General features: G+C 51.6%; 13 protein-coding genes and 1 pseudogene. 9 read left to right on the top strand and 5 right to left on the bottom strand.

Annotated elements, in window-relative coordinates:
- The first annotated feature begins 38 nt into the window (after positions 1-38).
- Positions 39-929: an AraC family transcriptional regulator gene (locus SBI19_RS11045; RefSeq protein ID WP_317967971.1), complete on the top strand. Its 891-nt coding sequence runs from the start codon at positions 39-41 to the stop codon at positions 927-929.
- A gap of 26 nt (positions 930-955) precedes the next feature.
- On the opposite strand, the gene SBI19_RS11040 is transcribed toward SBI19_RS11045, so the two are convergent.
- Entirely contained in the window at positions 956-3,319 is a 2,364-nt protein-coding gene (locus SBI19_RS11040) for a beta-galactosidase (RefSeq protein WP_317967969.1), read from the bottom strand.
- Positions 3,320-3,585: 266 nt separating this feature from the next.
- Between SBI19_RS11040 and SBI19_RS11035 the strand changes: the two genes are divergently transcribed.
- From SBI19_RS11035 to pstB, 6 genes are all read left to right on the top strand, one after another.
- Entirely contained in the window at positions 3,586-4,215 is a 630-nt protein-coding gene (locus SBI19_RS11035) for a TetR/AcrR family transcriptional regulator (protein WP_317967967.1), read from the top strand.
- Between the two features lie 28 nt (positions 4,216-4,243).
- Positions 4,244-5,677 carry a DHA2 family efflux MFS transporter permease subunit gene (locus tag SBI19_RS11030; protein ID WP_317967965.1) on the top strand — a complete coding sequence of 478 codons (1,434 nt, stop codon included), beginning with the start codon at positions 4,244-4,246 and terminating at the stop codon, positions 5,675-5,677.
- A gap of 258 nt (positions 5,678-5,935) precedes the next feature.
- The gene (locus SBI19_RS11025) at positions 5,936-6,844 is read left to right on the top strand and encodes a phosphate ABC transporter substrate-binding protein (RefSeq protein ID WP_317967963.1); all 909 of its coding nucleotides are present in this window, start codon (positions 5,936-5,938) and stop codon (positions 6,842-6,844) included.
- 110 nt (positions 6,845-6,954) lie between these two features.
- The gene (pstC, locus tag SBI19_RS11020) at positions 6,955-7,878 is read left to right on the top strand and encodes a phosphate ABC transporter permease subunit PstC (RefSeq protein WP_483312272.1); all 924 of its coding nucleotides are present in this window, start codon (positions 6,955-6,957) and stop codon (positions 7,876-7,878) included.
- On the top strand, positions 7,875-8,762 hold the full coding sequence (gene pstA / locus SBI19_RS11015) for a phosphate ABC transporter permease PstA (RefSeq protein ID WP_317967961.1): 888 nt from the start codon (positions 7,875-7,877) through the stop codon (positions 8,760-8,762). Before pstC ends, pstA begins: the two co-directional genes overlap by 4 nt.
- A gap of 12 nt (positions 8,763-8,774) precedes the next feature.
- Positions 8,775-9,533 carry a phosphate ABC transporter ATP-binding protein PstB gene (gene pstB, locus SBI19_RS11010; RefSeq protein WP_317967959.1) on the top strand — a complete coding sequence of 253 codons (759 nt, stop codon included), beginning with the start codon at positions 8,775-8,777 and terminating at the stop codon, positions 9,531-9,533.
- Positions 9,534-9,736: 203 nt separating this feature from the next.
- On the opposite strand, the gene SBI19_RS11005 is transcribed toward pstB, so the two are convergent.
- Both SBI19_RS11005 and SBI19_RS11000 read right to left on the bottom strand, forming a co-directional pair.
- Positions 9,737-11,335: a xylulokinase gene (locus tag SBI19_RS11005; protein WP_317967957.1), complete on the bottom strand. Its 1,599-nt coding sequence runs from the start codon at positions 11,333-11,335 to the stop codon at positions 9,737-9,739.
- 360 nt (positions 11,336-11,695) lie between these two features.
- Complete coding sequence (locus SBI19_RS11000; protein WP_317967955.1) at positions 11,696-13,381, bottom strand: glycoside hydrolase family 2 protein; 1,686 nt, start codon at positions 13,379-13,381, stop codon at positions 11,696-11,698.
- A gap of 176 nt (positions 13,382-13,557) precedes the next feature.
- Between SBI19_RS11000 and SBI19_RS10995 the strand changes: the two genes are divergently transcribed.
- Together SBI19_RS10995 and SBI19_RS10990 are read left to right on the top strand one after the other, a co-directional pair.
- On the top strand, positions 13,558-14,415 hold the full coding sequence (locus SBI19_RS10995; protein WP_317967953.1) for a helix-turn-helix transcriptional regulator: 858 nt from the start codon (positions 13,558-13,560) through the stop codon (positions 14,413-14,415).
- Between the two features lie 88 nt (positions 14,416-14,503).
- Complete coding sequence (locus SBI19_RS10990; RefSeq protein ID WP_317967951.1) at positions 14,504-16,006, top strand: glycoside hydrolase family 43 protein; 1,503 nt, start codon at positions 14,504-14,506, stop codon at positions 16,004-16,006.
- A 78-nt stretch (positions 16,007-16,084) separates the two neighbouring features.
- On the opposite strand, the gene SBI19_RS10985 is transcribed toward SBI19_RS10990, so the two are convergent.
- The gene (locus SBI19_RS10985; protein WP_317968045.1) at positions 16,085-16,762 is read right to left on the bottom strand and encodes a vWA domain-containing protein; all 678 of its coding nucleotides are present in this window, start codon (positions 16,760-16,762) and stop codon (positions 16,085-16,087) included.
- A 117-nt stretch (positions 16,763-16,879) separates the two neighbouring features.
- A pseudogene (locus tag SBI19_RS10980) lies at positions 16,880-17,395 on the bottom strand (TerD family protein); the annotation flags it as partial.
- Between the last annotated feature and the right edge of the window lie 80 nt (positions 17,396-17,475).

Here is a 17,475-nt window from a genome sequence, read left to right as displayed (position 1 = left end):
GGATCATATTCGTATTCACTCCGAAGGGATTGTCATAGATGGAACCCGTATTCCTTAACGCTGGCTTCCGCGAGCAGCGATACTTCGTCCTTCCTGAATACATGCAGAACGAATTGGGAGCAACCGAGCTGACTAAACAAATGTTCGTGAGCGATATCGGCGTCTTCTTGCAAGCGAGACACCATCATCGTGAACGGCCGGAGGGGGCCGATGCTCATATCTTCATCTATTGCGTAGAAGGTGAAGGCGTTGTCGAGCGGACAGGACAGGAGTCGATCACGCTCAAGCCTGGCAGCCTTGTCGTCATTCCCGCCGGCGTACCGCACCGATATTGGGCCTCGGAGACGTGCCCATGGAGTATTTACTGGTTCCACCTCAAGGGTGAGCATGCCCGGGAAATCATCCAGCTCTATGAGCTGGATCGCGAACCAAGACCGCTGCCTCGAAGCGTCGTATCCGAGTTTATCCAGCGCGTCGACCAATCGCTCGCGATGTTGACGGACAGGCCATACTCGCTCCATACGCATGTTCATATTTCACAGACCGTCCGCTGGCTCCTTAGCAGCATCGGGCATGAGCTGTTGCATGCGAGTCAGGATGCGAGGCGCGGCGCCCATCTGGATCACGCGATCCGATATATGAATGAGCATATTGCGACATCGATTCGTCTGCCTGAACTAGCCAGCTATACCGGATTGTCCAAGCAGCATCTCAGCCATCTGTTCAACAAAGAGACCGGCTTCTCCCCGATCGATTACTTCCTTCGGATGAAAATGCAGCATGCGGCAGGCATGCTCGACTTGACCGATCTAACGGTCAAGGAGGTAGCCGGCTCCATCGGCATAAGCGATCCGTATTACTTCTCCCGCATGTTCAAGAAGCTGATGGGCCACTCGCCTACCGAATATCGCAAAATCCCAAAGGGCTGACACGCGCCCTTTGGGATTTTCTTCTTTTACCCTTTATTCAGAACAAGCTCATATACCGACTCAATCGAGATTCGATCCAGCTGAGCGATCGACTCTGCAGCATTCTCGCTCCACCCGGCCATCGTTGTGTTGCTGTTCACCGTGCTGCCGCGGCGTATTGGCGAGATGTACAGATTCAGTCCCTGCTGCGCCAACCGCTCGCCGAATTGCTTCAGTCCGATCTCCCACGTGTTGCCGTTGCTGAAGTTATCGTTAATCAGCTCGCTGCCGATATACGCATAGCCGATATCGCCACGATAATCGATGCGCAGCAGTGCTTCCTTCACCCCATCGAATGCATCCTGTGCGAAACGAACTATGGCACGATCATCCGCGGCACGGTCGAGCTCGAAGCGAATCTCTTGCGTCCGGATACGGAATCGGTACGAAGTGAACAGTCCCTGCTCCACGCGTTCCAGCAGCTCTCCGCCCTCCGAGTGCGGCAACGCTTCAAGATCCGGGAATATACGCAGCTGAGCCTCGTCGCTTCCCGTAGTCTCCAGCTTCACTTGCCCATTGCCGACTAACAAATTGCTGTTGGTCAACACGATCCGTTCCTTGCCCCATAGCTCGGTCTTCCAGAAGCCGAGGCTCTCCTCGTCTGTCAGCGTCACAATGTTCACCAGCGTCCCCGATGCTGAACGAAGCGTGATTGGCTGAAGGGCACTCGATACAGGATAGATAACCGTTAAGCCGTCTTCACGCTGCGCGAAGCGAGCCGTACCTGATTCCACAATCGTGACAGCCCCGGATTCAAACACATACTCCGAAGGCATGCCTTTCGGCGCCGTGAAGAAATAGTAGACCGCCCCGTCCGCTTCAAGCTTCGTAATCGGCTGTACGGTCGCCTGCTCCAACCTGATTCCATCCAGATCGAATCGATAAGGCAGCATGGCGTAGCTGTCCTTGCTGAGCTTCAACGTTCCTTCCAGCGGGAATCGGATTTCCTTATCCCTCGTCACGATTGTTATGCCGTCTTCTACGGACAGGTCATGCGTGTCCGCATGATCCTGATAATTATTAATGAACAACAACCCTGAACCTTCCGCTGCCCGTACCGCATACCGGAGCGTATCGGTATCGTACGGGTCCATCGCAGACGTATCGCCTGGCAGAATGGTTTTGGTCCGGCACAGCCATTGTTCGAAGGTACGATAGCTGTAATGCTGGAGCCGCGTCCGATGGTACGATTCCCGCACTTGACCGAATTCGCCGATGCAAGCGTTGAAGTCATAGGTGATCTTCGGCGTAGCCAAATCGTTCAAGTACAGCTCCCGCTTGCCGTTCGGGTTCGAGCCGCCATGATACATATAATAGCCGATCAGATTGCAACCCTCCGCCACCTTGATGCCCGTCATTGCTGGAACGCTGTTGTACGGGAAATCGAAGCGATAGCGATAGAACGGCGTCATGCCGCCGCCCATCTCGCAGCACGCATAAGGATAATCCTCTGGCGTATACAAAGGCTCGAAGTTGTAGCTCTTCGGAATGGCGTTGTTATGCTTATCGCGGAAAATATATTCCGGCGTCGCCGGATGCTCACGCATATCGCCGAATCGATCATGCTCGTAGTAGATCCAAGGCCAGTGGGAATATCCGCCCCACAGCGGAAGCATCTCGTCGGCCGGCGCATTCGCGCCTCCCCAAGCGGTGCACGTATACAGCGGCGTCTCGATGCCAACCTGCATGGCGATCTGCTTCAGCTTGCGCATATGATCTTCGCCATCCAGACCCGTCGTCATCCATTGGTTGCTGATGCCTGTCGTCATCGCCCACTGCGCAGCGGAATGGCCGTGCTCATTCTCGATCTGTGTGCCGATTATCGGACCGCCCTGCTTGTACAATAGGCCTTGCACTTGTGCGCTGATGTTCTCGTACAGTCTGCGGACATGAGCGAGATATCGTTCATCGTTCGACCGTACTTCGAACGGCTGGCCATACAGCCAATCCGGCATGCCGCCGTTGCGAATCTCGCCGTGACAGAATGGACCGATCCGAATAATAACCTGCAGCTCATGCTTCGCGCACAGCTCGATGAACTGCCGCAAATTGCGCCGCCCGCTCCAATCATATTCCCCTTGTACTTCCTCATGGATATTCCAGAAGATGTACGTGCACACCATGTTAATGCCGCCCATCTTCATCTTGATGAGCTCATCTTCCCAGAGCGTCTCGTTGTATCGACTGTAATGAAACTCGCCGCAAATGCCAAAAAACGGCTGGCCGTTTTGTTCCATGTAGTAGTTCGTAAAGCTGATTCGATCGCCGGAAGGATTGCTGCCTTCCAAATAGCCGGGTTTCGCTGTAATCGCTTTCTGATCTTCGCGTGCGTCAATCCGATATTGCGTCATAGGTCGGTCGAAGTCTCCTTTGTGTACAGCTCCATCTAGCTCTATAACAAGCTTTGTAGCCTCACTGTACCAGCTTCCATGCAGGAAGCCAATTCACTAAATGCGGACAATGATGGAGTATATTCTTCTTTGGATGCACGATGCACGCTTCAAGCCTTCGAATTTCGTTCGACTTTAACATTGACATCTGTGTCAGTCAAAATATACACTAAGCTTAACTTTACAACTGACACCAATGTCAGTTCTAAAAAAAGGAGCAGCTCACGATGTCGCCACGATCGAAGGAACAGCATGACCAAGTGCGCCGAGAACGGATCGATCAGATCCGCCGAGCTTTCTCGGAAGTGTATCTAGAGAAAGGCGTACAAGGAACCGATATCGGCGAGGTCGCCAAGAAAGCCGGCGTCTCCCGTACGCTTATCTATTATTATTTCAAGGACAAAACGGAATTGATTCAAGGGATGTTCCAAGAGTACCTCGAAGGCGCGAAGAGCTATGTGAGCGGCGCCCTGATAACGGAGGAAGCTCCGATCGTTCGGCTGGAACGGTATGCGAGATTTTATCTCGAGACCGCGGTAACGAAGCCTCGCCGCGTCGTTTTATACCGTAATATGCTCAGCGACATGCCGCTAGTGTTCGGAGGACAATCCGAGCACTACTATCACAGCTTTCTAGATGCGATTCATGGTCCGCTCGTCCGTACCATGGAAGAAGGCATCGCGTTAGGACATTTGACAGAAATGGAACCTATGCTGCTTGCACAGACATTCATGGGCGGCGTAACGGGTGCGATGCTGGAGCTTGCGAAACGTAAACTCACGGAAGAAGAAGGACAGCTGCTGGTGGAACAAGCGGTAGGCGTTATTTTGCGAGGAATCGTGAAAGGTTCAGCTTAAACAGCCGAACCGGAGGAGATGAATAGGGATGGATTCGAACAAACGATTGCATTGGACGTTAGGCGCCCTTCTTGTCGGACTTTTCTTATCTTCACTGGATCAAACGATTGTGTCTACCGCCCTGCCGACCATCGTGCAGAAGATTGGCGGGCTTGAGCATATCTCTTGGGTGTTCACGGCGTATATGCTCACTTCGACCTCTGTCATGCCCATTGCCGGGAAGCTGTCCGATATGTATGGGCGTAAGACGTTCTATCTGTCAGGCTTGGTGGTGTTCTTAATCGGTTCCTTGTTATGCGGGTTATCGCAATCGATGACACAGCTTATTGTGTTCAGGGGGTTGCAAGGAATCGGCGGCGGCATGATGGCGGCGAACACGTTCGCGTTGTTGTTCTCCTTAATGCCCGTCGGCAAAGTCGCCCGCGTGCAGTCGCTGTTCATGAGTGTACTTGCGATGTCGTCTATTCTCGGACCGTCCATCGGTTCCTTCATTACGAGCCAATGGGATTGGCGGTGGAATTTCTTCATTAATGCACCGCTCGGGATAATTGCCATCATCATTATTAGCTTCGCCATGAAGGAGAAGAAGCCGGAGTCCTCCATCCGACTGAAGATCGACTACTTGGGAGCCGCCCTGCTCGTAACGACAACGGGTTCAGTGCTGCTTGCGCTCAAAATGGGAGGCATCAACTACGCGTGGCGCTCATGGCCGATTCTCGAGTTGTTCGCACTTGGTGCTGCAGCATTAATCGCTTTCCTGTTCGTCGAACGACGCGCTGCTGAACCGATCCTGCCGCTGGGCATGTTCTACAATCGGACTGTGGCAGGTACCGCCGGCGTTACCTTCATGCAAGGTGTGATCATGTTCGGCGCTCTGCTTTACATTCCGTTGTTCGTTCAAGGCGGCATAGGCGGCAGCGTCGTAGATGCCGGGAATACCGTAACGCCGATGATGGCAGCCGTCATGGCAGGGGCGACGATGTCTTCCTTTATGATTCGCAGGTTCTCATGGCGTACTTGTGCCCTCTTATCGATGCTGCTCGCTGGTACAGGACTTTATATCATCACGCATCTCCCGCTCGAGGTTAATAAATGGACGATCCGCAGCGATATGGCGCTGATCGGCCTTGGTATCGGCATCATGATGCCGATTGCTCAGATGGCAATCACCACCGCAGTCGATCCCCGCTACCGAGGCGTAGCGAACTCGACCGTTACCTTCACTCGCAACATCGGCGGCGTGTTCGGCGCATCACTCATGGCCGTGATCGTGAATCATCATCTCGCCTCTTCTATAGAAGCAAGAGAACAAACCAAGCTTGCCGATGCCATCCATCTCGGCTTCTGGTTTCTTGTGGCCGCCGCGCTTGTTGGTATTATTATTGCTTCATTAATGGGTCGTGCACGATACGTTAACCAGCCTATACCCCCTCAGAACGAAACTGTTTCTACTATTAAATAAAATTCTACGTATAACAACAGCCTCTCGAGCGCTCTGTCGGGAGGTTGTTTGTTGTGCTCTTCTATACGAAGTCATCGAGAAAACGTCAAATGATGATTTGTTACAATCCCTTTTCAAAATGATTACACCAATTTCATCATTATCAGAATGTTTTACATTCCGTTAACATGAGGCAAACTTCACGTTAACGCACCTCTACTACAATGACTCTTGTAGGGAACAACAAAAACGATAGTTTGGAAGGGGAACACATTCACAATGAAAAAGATTCTGACGTTAGCAATGGCACTGACACTGACGGTATCGCTCGCAGCATGCGGCGACAAAGACAAAGACAACAACTCCAGCTCGCAAGGCTCCGAATCGAGCAGCCTGTCTGGTTCTATTCTTGCAGTAGGTTCCACGGCACTTCAACAGTTGGTCGAAACGACTGCGGCAGACTTCATGGATAAGAACAAAGACGTATCGATTCAAGTGCAAGGCGGCGGAAGCGGCACAGGCTTGACGCAAGTTTCCGAAGGCCAAGCGCAAATCGGCAACTCCGACGTATTCGCTGAAGAGAAGCTTGATGCCGACAAAGCGGCAGAACTCGTTGACCACCAAGTAGCAGTCGTTGCAATGGCAGCCGTTACGAACAAAGACGTAGGCATCGACGGCTTGACGAAACAACAGCTCGTAGACATCTTCACTGGTAAAGTAACGAACTGGAGTGAAGTAGGCGGTAAAGACGAGAAAATACAAATCGTTAACCGTCCATCGAGCTCCGGAACGCGCGCAACGTTCGAAAAATTCGCACTTGGCACGAAGACGGAAGACCTTGCAGGTTCGATTCAAGAAGATGCATCCGGTACGGTTAAGAAGCTTGTAGGAGAAACGCCTGGCGCAATCGGCTATCTGGCAATGTCCTATCTGGATGATTCCATCCAAGCGCTGAAATACGACGGCGTTGAAGCAACGGTTGATAACGTTACGAACGGTTCGTATCCGGTATGGGCATATGAGCACATGTACACGAAAGGCGAGCCGGACGCAGCAACGAAAGCATTCCTTGACTATATCGTTTCCGATGAAGTGCAAGGCGACAATGGCGAAGTAGTTGAGCTTGGTTATATCCCGGTTAGCAAAATGCAAGTAAAACGCGACGCAGCTGGTACGGTAACGAAATAATTGTAACCTCGATCGAGGTCGTTCGAATTAATCAAATCAATAAATTGGTAGGCCGATCAAGAGACGGGCAATCCCGTCTCTTGCCTTGCCTGCGTTAGGAGAATGCCATTATGGAGCGGTCTGTCAATATGGAGCGGTCATATAACAAACGACAAGAAGCTAAACCGCATATAGCAGAGGAATGGGTCGGTAAAATCTACACGCTTATTTGTATCGGCTTCCTCATCATCACGATATTCTCGATGGTATACTTCGTCGCTTCGAAGGGACTCAGCACCTTTATTGCAGACGGTGTCAATGCATTCGATCTAATCACAGGCGTGAAGTGGAATCCTGATCTCGAGATCCCGCAATTCGGTGCACTGCCATTCATCTTTGGTTCATTCAGCACTTCCATTCTTGCAGCGCTCATCGCTGCGCCGCTCGGCTTCTGTGCCGCTGTATTTATCGTTGAATTAGCTCCCGGATTCGGTCGTCGTTTTCTGCAGCCGGTCATCGAGCTGCTCGCCGGTATTCCATCCGTTGTTTACGGATTTGTCGGTCTAAGCGTTATTGTTCCACTATTTCGCGATTTATTCCCTGGTCAAGGAATCGGCATCGCCGCAGGCGCACTTGTCCTGTCTGTCATGATATTACCTACAATTACGACAATAGCAACGGACGCGCTGTCCGAGCTGCCAGCCGGCCTCAAGGAAGGCTCCTACGCACTCGGCGCGACACGTTGGCAAACCATATATCGCGTTGCGCTTCCAACGACGCTGCCTCAACAGATGACAGGCATCGTCCTTGGTATCGCAAGAGCATTCGGCGAAGCGCTTGCCGTTCAGATGGTTATCGGTAATGCGCCGCATATTCCGCACTCGTTATTCGAATCAACTTCAACGCTGACAAGCGCCATTACGCTCAGCATGGGCAACACGGCAATGGGCTCGGTTCAGAATAATGTGCTCTGGTCGCTCGCCTTGATTCTGATGCTTATGACCTTCGTATTCGTATTCATCATTCGCTGGCTGGAAGGGAGGAAGAAGCTGTGAGAGCTAAGACAGTAGATAAAATCGCAACCGGCGTCATTATGTGCGTCGCCGGCTTCATCATCGCCGTCCTGATTGGTCTGCTCGGCTATATTTTGTTCCGCGGTGTCGGTCACATCAGCTGGAACTTTCTTACATCCGCACCGGAATCGATTCGCGCCGGCGGCGGTATCGGCCCGCAGCTGTTCAACTCGCTATTCCTGCTTGTTCTGACGCTGATCATTACCGTTCCGCTTGGGATCGGCGCAGGCATCTACATGAGCGAATACGCAAAACCTAACAAGATGACGGCTTTCATCCGTCTCGTCGTGGAAGTGTTGTCGTCCTTCCCATCGATCATCGTTGGCCTGTTCGGCTTGCTCGTGCTTGTTAACTATTTCGGCTTCGGCTTCTCGTTGTTCTCCGGTGCGATTGCACTGACGATCTTCAACCTGCCGCTCATGGTTCGGATTACGGAACAAGGTCTGCGCGGCGTACCGATGCAGCAGAAGGAAGCAAGCTTTGCGCTTGGTATCTCGAAGTGGAAAACAATCCGCTCCGTCCTCCTTCCCATCGCAACGCCTGTCATTCTGTCAGGCACGATTCTCGCTGCTGGCCGTATCTTCGGCGAAGCAGCCGCCCTGCTCTTCACGGCCGGCATGAGCAGTCCGCGTCTAGACTTCACGGACTGGAATCCGCTCGACACGCGCTCGCCGCTCAACCCATTCCGTCCGGCTGAGACGCTTGCGGTACACATTTGGAAAGTCAACTCGGAAGGTCTCGCTCCCGATGCAACGCAAATCGCAGCAGGCGCTTCCGCCGTTCTCATTATCATGGTCTTGGTATTCAACCTGGGCGCACGTGCGCTCGGCCGCTACCTGCATAACAAATTTACTGCAGCCAAATAAGGAGGGTCCGGCGTGACAACAAACGCATTATCTGCCAAGAAACTTAACGTCTATTATGGAACAAAACACGCTGTTCATGACGTATCGCTCGACTTCGCCGAGAAACAAGTGACGGCGCTGATCGGACCTTCCGGCTGCGGCAAATCGACCTTCCTGCGAAGCTTGAACCGAATGAACGATCTCATTCCAAGCTGCCGCGTCACTGGCGACATTATGATGAAAGAGCATAACATTAACGAAAGCTCGGTTGACGTTGTCGCACTTCGGAAGAAGATCGGCATGGTGTTCCAACGTCCGAATCCTTTCCACAAATCGATCTACGAGAACATTGCCTTCGGACCTCGTTATCACGGCGTGAAGAAGAAGAAGGATCTGGACGAACTCGTGGAACAATCGCTTCGCAAAGCGGCGATCTGGGAAGAAACGAAAGATCGTCTGCACAAGTCAGCTTTCGCCTTGTCCGGTGGACAGCAGCAGCGTCTATGCATCGCACGCTCGATCGCGCTTAAGCCTGACATTATCCTGATGGATGAGCCGACTTCCGCGCTTGATCCGATCTCCACTTCGCGGATCGAGGATCTGGTTACCGAGCTCAAGCAAGACTACTGCATCGTTATCGTTACGCACAACATGCATCAAGCTGCGCGTATCTCAGACAAAACAGCCTTCTTCTTAAACGGCCGTGTCGTAGAATACGATTCGACCGATACGCTGTTCATGAATCCGAGTCATAAACAAACGAGCGACTATATTTCGGGTCGTTTCGGTTGAGAAATGATAACCATTAAACAGCGAGAACGCGAATATGTTCCGCTCAAAGAGAATTGATCAATTTGGTCAATTCTCTTTTTTTTTGTAATTACGATCGACGAATCGATTACTGGGTCAAGAACCAGACGACAACAGATTCCGACTAATGAAAAAAGGAGCAGACTGCCACGGCAGTCTGCTCCTTTACGATTTGCACGATACGATTAAACCAGGTTCTCTACAGCCGCACGCTCGATCGCGAGACCGCGCTTGTAGCGCTCCATGAATACTTCGTAGCCTTCAACGTCCTTCGCATCCGGAGCGATCGTCTCGCCGGATTGACCTGCGAATACTCGGGAGCTGAGGTATTCTTCAAGCGTTTCATTATCCGATTTATTGATCAGGTAGGAAGCCAGCAGGGCAATGCCCCATGCGCCGCCTTCGCCAGCCGTTTCCATTACGGAGACCGGAACGTTAAGCGCGCCGGCCATAATGCGCTGACCTACGCCCTTCGTCTTGAACAGACCGCCGTGGCCGAGGAGCTCATCCAGCTTGACGCCCTCTTCCTTCAGCAGGATGTCCATGCCGATCTTCAGTGCGCCAAGCGCCGTCGACAGGTGGACACGCATGAAGTTCGGGAGATTGAAATTGCTGTCCGACGAACGAACGAACAATGGACGGCCTTCTTCGAAGTGCGTCATATGCTCACCCGACAGGTAACCGTATGCGAGCAGGCCGCCGCAATCCGCGTCGCCTTGCAGAGCAAGGTTGTACAGCGTGCCGTACAGCGTGTTCGCATCGATGTTCATGCCCATTGCTTTACCGAATTGTTCGAACAGACCAACCCAAGCATTCAGGTCCGAAGAGCAGTTGTTCGAGTGCGCCATCGCAACCAGGCTGCCCGTAGGCGTCGTTACGAGATCGATCTCTTCGTATGCCTTGGACAGTTCCTTCTCCAGAACGACCATCGCGAATACCGAAGTGCCAGCGGATACGTTACCCGTACGCTGCGCAACAGAGTTCGTAGCTACCATGCCCGTGCCTGCATCGCCTTCTGGCGGGCAGAGCGGAATGCCGGCTTGCAGCTCGCCGGATACGTCGAGCAGCTTCGCGCCTTCTGCCGTCAACGCACCAGCGTTCTCGCCAGCGGACAATACGCCTGGCAGAATGTCTTCCAGCTTCCAAGGAAGGTTGCGGGATGCAATCAGTTCATTGAACTGATTGATCATCGTCGTATTGAATTGCTTCGTGTTGATATCGATCGGGAATACGCCGGATGCTTCGCCAACGCCGAGAACCTTCTCGCCCGTCAGTTTCCAATGGATGTAACCAGCCAGCGTCGTCTGGAACGCAATTTGATCGACATGTTCTTCACCGTTCAGAATCGCTTGATATAGGTGAGCGATGCTCCAGCGCTGCGGAATGTGGAAGTTGAATAGATTCGTCAACGTCTCCGAAGCTTGTCCTTGCAGGTTGTTTCTCCATGTGCGGAACGGAACAAGCAGCTCATCCGATTGGTTGAACGCCATGTAGCCGTGCATCATGCCGCTGAAGCCGATCGCGCCGATCGTGTGCAGCGTTACGCCGTATTGCTCTTTGACTTGGTTAGCCATCTTCGTATAGCTGTCTTGAATGCCCTTCCAAATCGATTCAAGGCTATACGTCCAAATGTTGTTCTCGAGACTATTCTCCCAGTCGTGCGCGCCGGAAGCGATCGATACATGATCCTCACCGATGAGAACGGCTTTAATACGTGTGGAACCAAGCTCGATACCCAGTACTGTTCGGCCGTTCTGGATGGCATTCTTCACATCAAGACTCATGCGTTTATCCCCCATCATACAATGTTCATTCTAATTTAGTTAACTAGTTAACTAAATTGTTAACTAATCTCATAGAGCTATCATACCATAGAATATAAATCCCGAGTATTATAAATGATATAGCTCTCATCTGCTCTATTATAATGCAAGAACGCTTCCATTTCCAAATAAGAAGATGGAAAAGGAAAGGTTTTCGGTACGAAATTTTTCAGAATTATGTTGAATTAATACACACGTTCATCCAAGTCTATCAAATATTAAGAGGATAACCCATTCGCGGCCTACAATCAAAAAAAGATAGACACCCTGAACGGACAGGGCATCTATCTCAAATGTAAGCTGCTTATAATCTATCCTAACTTATTGGCGAAAATACTTCTTCACAACCTCGAACGCCAGCTTCGGGCGCCGATACTTATCGACGATGCCTTTGCTATTCTGCGTACCTGCGCGGCTGAACAGCCAGCCCAGGTCTTCCACGACGCGACAATCGCAGAACTGCCAGATGAACATCCCCGAGATATACGGCCTGGACGTATAAGCTGCCAGATTGGATTCAATAATATCCGCTTGTCTTTCCTCCGTGCCGCGGACACGGCTCGCATCCCGCATACCATAAAATCCGTCGCCGCCAAATTCGCTCATAATGATCGGTTTGCCAGCCCCTCCGAGTTCTTCTGTCCATCCTCTAGCCCGATCGACGAGTTCGCCCGGATCTTCATCCGTATACCACTGCGGGTATAGATTGAACGAAATAATGTCCGCCAGATCGAAGCAAATATCGTGCTCCCGATGATGAGTCGCATAAGTGAGCGGACGGGATTGGTCCAGCCCTCTGATCTGCGCCAACTGCTCGCGATACATCTCCTTGCCTTCCGGCGTATTGCTGCTGCATTCGTTCAGAATGCCCCAAATGATAATGCTCGGATGGTTGTAGTGATTCTCGACCATCTCCTGATTGCATACCAAGCACTGCTCCTGGAATCTCGGATCGCGCATATGCTCAATATCGAGACCTCTGGCGTGATTCTCTTCCCAAACGTAGATACCCCGTTCGTCGCACAAATCGAGGAAACGCTCGTCATTCGGATAATGGCTTGTACGAACCGCATTCGATCCCGCTTCCAGCATTAGCTCCATGTCCTGCACCATCAGCTGATACGGGAACGCTGCGCCGACCATCGGATGATCCTCATGCCGATTGAAGCCTTTCAGCACAATATCCTCGCCGTTGACTTGAATTCGTCCATTCGCAGTAGTTACCGTTCGGAAGCCGACCCGCTCGATCAGGTCGTCAGATGCGGTCTGCTCCCCATCTCTGAACAATTGAACCTGCAGCTTATATAGGTTAGGAGAACCGTTGGACCAAGCTTCTGCATTCGGGAACGAGCCAGTCGTAACGATGCTCGTCGTTGCGCCAGCTTGAATCTCAGCCGCTTCGAAGCGGATCGGCGTCTCGCCCAGCATCCCCTGAAGCTGCACCCGTGCCGATGTGGAGCCGGTATTGATAACGACAGCTGCCATTGAAGCATGCCATTGGCCATTCTCGTATGATGGCACAAATTGAATGCGCTCGATATAAACGGGCTGAATGTATTCGATCCCTACCGGACGAATAATGCCGCCGTAGGTATAGTAGTCATTGGCAATATGAAGCTTCGAGCCCTCATGGAAGGTGTTGTCTACGACGACGACAAGCTCATGCTCGCCTGGCTCGACTTCTTGAATGAGTCTCGATGTGAACGGCGTATACGCATTGTAATGCTGTGCAACCTCGACTCCATCGAAGTACACCTGCGCGGTGTGGCTCACTCCTTTGAACACAAGCCGAACCGCGGTCTTTTCTGTCACGGTAAGCGTTCTTCTGTAAACCCCTTTGCCGCGATAACTAGGAAACCTCGGATTCATCTCCCAGCACCCGGGAACGGGCATCCTATAGTGATAGCTGGCCGGAATGGAATCGTCTTGCCCGATAGGTTCGAAATCCCAATCCCCTTCCAGCTCTATCACTTGACGTATCTCATTGGTTCGAAATAATCGCAGCATCGCATTCGCACTCCTTATAAATGAACTAGCTTTATAACCTCATTATAGTGAAGCTGTGCGAAAGGAGAATATGCGATAGTTTCGCCTTCATGTCAAATAGTTAGATGATTGGTATTGGGCAAATGTAATGCTATACTTGAATGATTCAAGATATGTCAATTAGTCGAGGGATATTGATGAATAAGCAAACAACGGATATGGGGATACTGAACGAGTTGTCGGAGCTGATCACGCTGCGCATGAAGTCGTACCTGGCACTCGAACACGACGGGTCATGGATCGAGCATCGGTCGCATATCGACTATGATCTGTGGTTTATTCAAGATGGAACGATTGCGATCACGATCAATGGAATTGAACATCAAGCGCATGCCGGCGATGTTGTATTCTTTTATCCGAATATCCCCTACAAGGCAACGACAGCCGATAAGCAAGGATGCCGTTTTACATATGCCCATTTTGACTTTGAGATCGGCAAGCAGCAGCGAATATTGAATGATTTTCCGCTATCGGGCGTCGTTCCGCATGAACTTGTGCGTGCAGAAGTCGAATGGTTCACGCACGCTTGCGCGCGAGCCAGCCGTTCGAAGACAAGCATGCCCGGCAATCTCCTCTATCTGAAGGCTTGCTTGACGGCCGTAGTTGCAAGAATCATCGAGCTCCACGGAGAGGGTGTCTATACGGGAGCATTCGTAAATGGAAGCCCGACTACAGCTGCAAGCGGAAGCTTGGAATTGCTGCAGCCTGTTTTCCAACATATCGACCAGCATCTCCATCAGCCGATTCGCATGAATGAGCTTGCGGCCCTTATCGGCATATCGGACAAATATTTTATAACCAGCTTCAAGAAGGCGCTCGGCATTACGCCGGGTCAATACATCTACCAGATTCGGATGAACCGCGCAAGGGATTACCTCAACGAGAAGAAATATACGATTCAACAAATTGCCGCCCTGCTCGGCTATCCTGATCCGTTCACGTTCTCGAAGGCGTTCAAGAAGTATTATCAGGTTGCTCCTTCGCGGTTTGAATAGATGCTGATAAACGTTGATAAACCTATTTGCAGACACTATAATTGGGTTAGAAAAAAGATTCGAAAACGTTTTCGAAAACAAAAATGAGGTGAACCACTTGAAATTCAACAATCCTGTCATTAAAGGCTTCTACCCCGATCCAAGTATTTGCAAGGTCGGCGATACGTATTACTTGGCATGCAGTTCGTTTCAATTCTTCCCTGGCGTCCCCCTGTTCGAAAGTAAAGATCTAATCAACTGGGAGCCGATCGGTCATGCCCTGACGCGTCCAAGTCAGATCATGCTGGAGAAGGTGAACAGCTCCGGCGGCGTCTTCGCCCCTACGATCCGGCATAACAACGGTCGATTCTATATGACCACTACCAATGATACGACACGCCAGAACTTCATCGTCTGGACCGATGACATATATGGCGAATGGTCGGAACCGATCTTCATCGAGCAAGGCGGCATTGACCCTGATCTGTATTTTGAAGGCGATCGCGTCTTCTTCATGAGCAACGGTTCGGATGAGGACGGCCGCGGGGTCATCCTCCAATGCGAGATCGATATTGCAACGGGCAATATGCTGACGCCAAGCCATCCGCTGTGGAAGGGGACCGGCGGCCGTTACTTGGAAAGCCCGCATATGTATAAGATTAATGACTGGTACTATCTCATGGCGGCTGAAGGCGGCACCGAGTTCGGCCATATGATTACGTATGCACGCAGCAAGTTGCTTCACGGACCGTTCGAGGCGTACCCGCATAACCCGGTTCTGACGAACCGGAATCTAGGCGGCTATGAAATTCAAGCGATCGGTCATGGCGACCTCATTCAGGACGGCGAAGGCAACTGGTGGATCTTCCACCTTGGCTTCCGCCAGATCGGTCAATGGATTCCGTTCCATCATCTCGGTCGCGAAGTGTTCCTCGCACCTGTTACGTTCCACGAGGATGGATGGTTTACTGCCGGCCACGATGGTACAACGCGCCGCGAGTTCGAGACCGATCGGATTGGCGAGCATGTCGTGCAGCAAGAGAAGAAGCTGTACACGTTCGGCAATACGAAGCGGGATCTGGAATGGGTCTATCTGCGTCACCCTCGTCTCGAGAATTACAAGCTTCAAGAGGATCAACTGACGCTGACAGGAACAGCAGTGACGCTTGATCAGGCGGATACGCCTACTTTCCTTGCCATCCGTCAACGAGAATTCAATGCGGTAATTACATCTGTTGTGGCGTTGTCCGGCAGCGGTGAAGCTGGCATCACCCTGTACATGGACGAGAGTCATCACTATGATCTCGCGATCCGCAAGCGTAATGATCAGCTCGAAGCTGTGCTGCGTTTGAACATCGGCGATATCAAGCATGTGCAGAGTGTCGTCGCCATCGAAGCAGATCAAGCAGCGAAGCTGCGCATCGAGTCCTCCCCTGTTCAGTACAGCTTCTCAATCGAAGTCAATGGACAGACGATCCCGCTGGGCACGGCACAGACGAAGTATCTTTCTTCCGAAGTAGCCGGCGGTTTCACCGGCGTCGTCATTGGACTGTATGCGGTTGGAGAAGATACAGTGGCTGACTTTACGAAGTTTGCATGCGAGTATTTGTAGAAAGAGAAAGCCGCGGATGCGATGTCCGCGGCTTTTGCTTTTGGCAAAGAAAGGATGTGGTGCATTAGCCTGCAATGACTACCGAAGAATCCGTTTCTGCTTCGCGGCGCGGAGCCACTGCGGAAACTCATTGAGCAGCTTGTCGTACAGCTCTTCGTCCGACACATGATCGATTCGATCCCAATGGATGAAGTTCGCGTTATCGACGACTCTCCCCTGCATCGTATCCAGCCGTTTCAGCACCTCGAAGTTCGATTTGCCGATGCCGACAAACTGCCAGAAGATCGGAAGCACAGCGGATCGCGTAATGACCTTCTTAATCGACTTCAATACGCCGCCATCATTGATGAAGATGATAAATGCTGGCGTATCCGAACTCTCCTCGATCGTATACTTCCTAATGACGTCTTCCATGACTGGCGGTTCGTTGTTCCAACCGAATTTATGAATCGAAGGATTGTTTAATATTTGTTTCGTGACGTAATGCTGCAGACTTCCTTCTTGAACAGACGGCATCCGCGAGAATTCATTATCATAAACCCACACATCCAGCGTTGCGTTATCGTCGAACTTACAAGCGATGGCGAGTATGCGCTCCACCACGTCCTGCACAATGCCCGTCCGATATTGCTGCGTCATCGATCCGGATATGTCCAACACGACACCGACACGAGCGACAACGTCTGTCAGCTGCTTTTTCTTCAGCACGATCTCGACTGTTTTCTTGCGCAAATCGATCGTCGAGCGTGGAGCAATCTCCGGTTCAACCACTGGAGGCGCTGCTTGTTCGATTACGGCAGTCGATTGCTCCGATGCAGCTGCAACCTCCGCGTTCGTCTCCGATGCTTCAAGCTCAAGACCATAATGCGTAACCAGTGCCTCCAACCCGCCATAAAAGCCGCTGCCGATCGCATTGAACTTCCACTCGCCTTGGTAGCGATACAACTCGCCTACAACGATCGCCGTTTCATTCGTCACATCCGCACCGCATTCGTAGCTCCCGATAACTTCGCCGCTGCCATCATCGATGAGCTTCACATACAGGGACGTTACGTCATTCATCGTCTGATTGCGTTTGACGCTTTCATAGATGGACACCGTAACCGCCAACCGATCCATTCGATCAGGCAAGCTGCCAAGCGCCACTCTCAAACTGCCCTGCTTGCCGGAGCCGTCTTGCGAATAAACGACTGTACCATCGCTGGAGTGAGGATTGCCATAGAAGATCAAATCCTCATCCCGCACACACCGATTGTCCTTCGACAATAGAAACACCGAAGCATCCACACTGACGCCCGCGTGCCGAACCTCCCAGCCGAATGAGAGCGTTAAGCGTTGAATGGAGCGCCCCTTCGTTATGTCGATTTTCTGTCCTTTGCTCAGCTGCATGCGATGTCCTCCTCTCAACCTCTTGAAACATTTGTAACTCTATCTACGTCACAATCATAGTAAGTGCAAATAAACTAAAT

Origin of the sequence: Paenibacillus sp. CCS19 (genome assembly GCF_033239625.1) — a bacterium.
GTDB lineage: Bacteria > Bacillota > Bacilli > Paenibacillales > Paenibacillaceae > Paenibacillus_T.
Note: the sequence above shows the minus strand (reverse complement) of the source record. Positions and strands in the feature narration are given on the sequence as shown.

Coding starts and splice junctions, on each gene's coding strand:
- SBI19_RS11045 (WP_317967971.1), top strand. CDS start 39: ATGGAACCCGTATTCCTTAACGCTGGCTTCCGCGAGCAGCGATACTTC.
- SBI19_RS11040 (WP_317967969.1), bottom strand. CDS start 3,319: ATGACGCAATATCGGATTGACGCACGCGAAGATCAGAAAGCGATTACA.
- SBI19_RS11035 (WP_317967967.1), top strand. CDS start 3,586: ATGTCGCCACGATCGAAGGAACAGCATGACCAAGTGCGCCGAGAACGG.
- SBI19_RS11030 (WP_317967965.1), top strand. CDS start 4,244: ATGGATTCGAACAAACGATTGCATTGGACGTTAGGCGCCCTTCTTGTC.
- SBI19_RS11025 (WP_317967963.1), top strand. CDS start 5,936: ATGAAAAAGATTCTGACGTTAGCAATGGCACTGACACTGACGGTATCG.
- pstC (WP_483312272.1), top strand. CDS start 6,955: ATGGAGCGGTCTGTCAATATGGAGCGGTCATATAACAAACGACAAGAA.
- SBI19_RS11005 (WP_317967957.1), bottom strand. CDS start 11,335: ATGAGTCTTGATGTGAAGAATGCCATCCAGAACGGCCGAACAGTACTG.
- SBI19_RS11000 (WP_317967955.1), bottom strand. CDS start 13,381: ATGCTGCGATTATTTCGAACCAATGAGATACGTCAAGTGATAGAGCTG.
- SBI19_RS10995 (WP_317967953.1), top strand. CDS start 13,558: ATGAATAAGCAAACAACGGATATGGGGATACTGAACGAGTTGTCGGAG.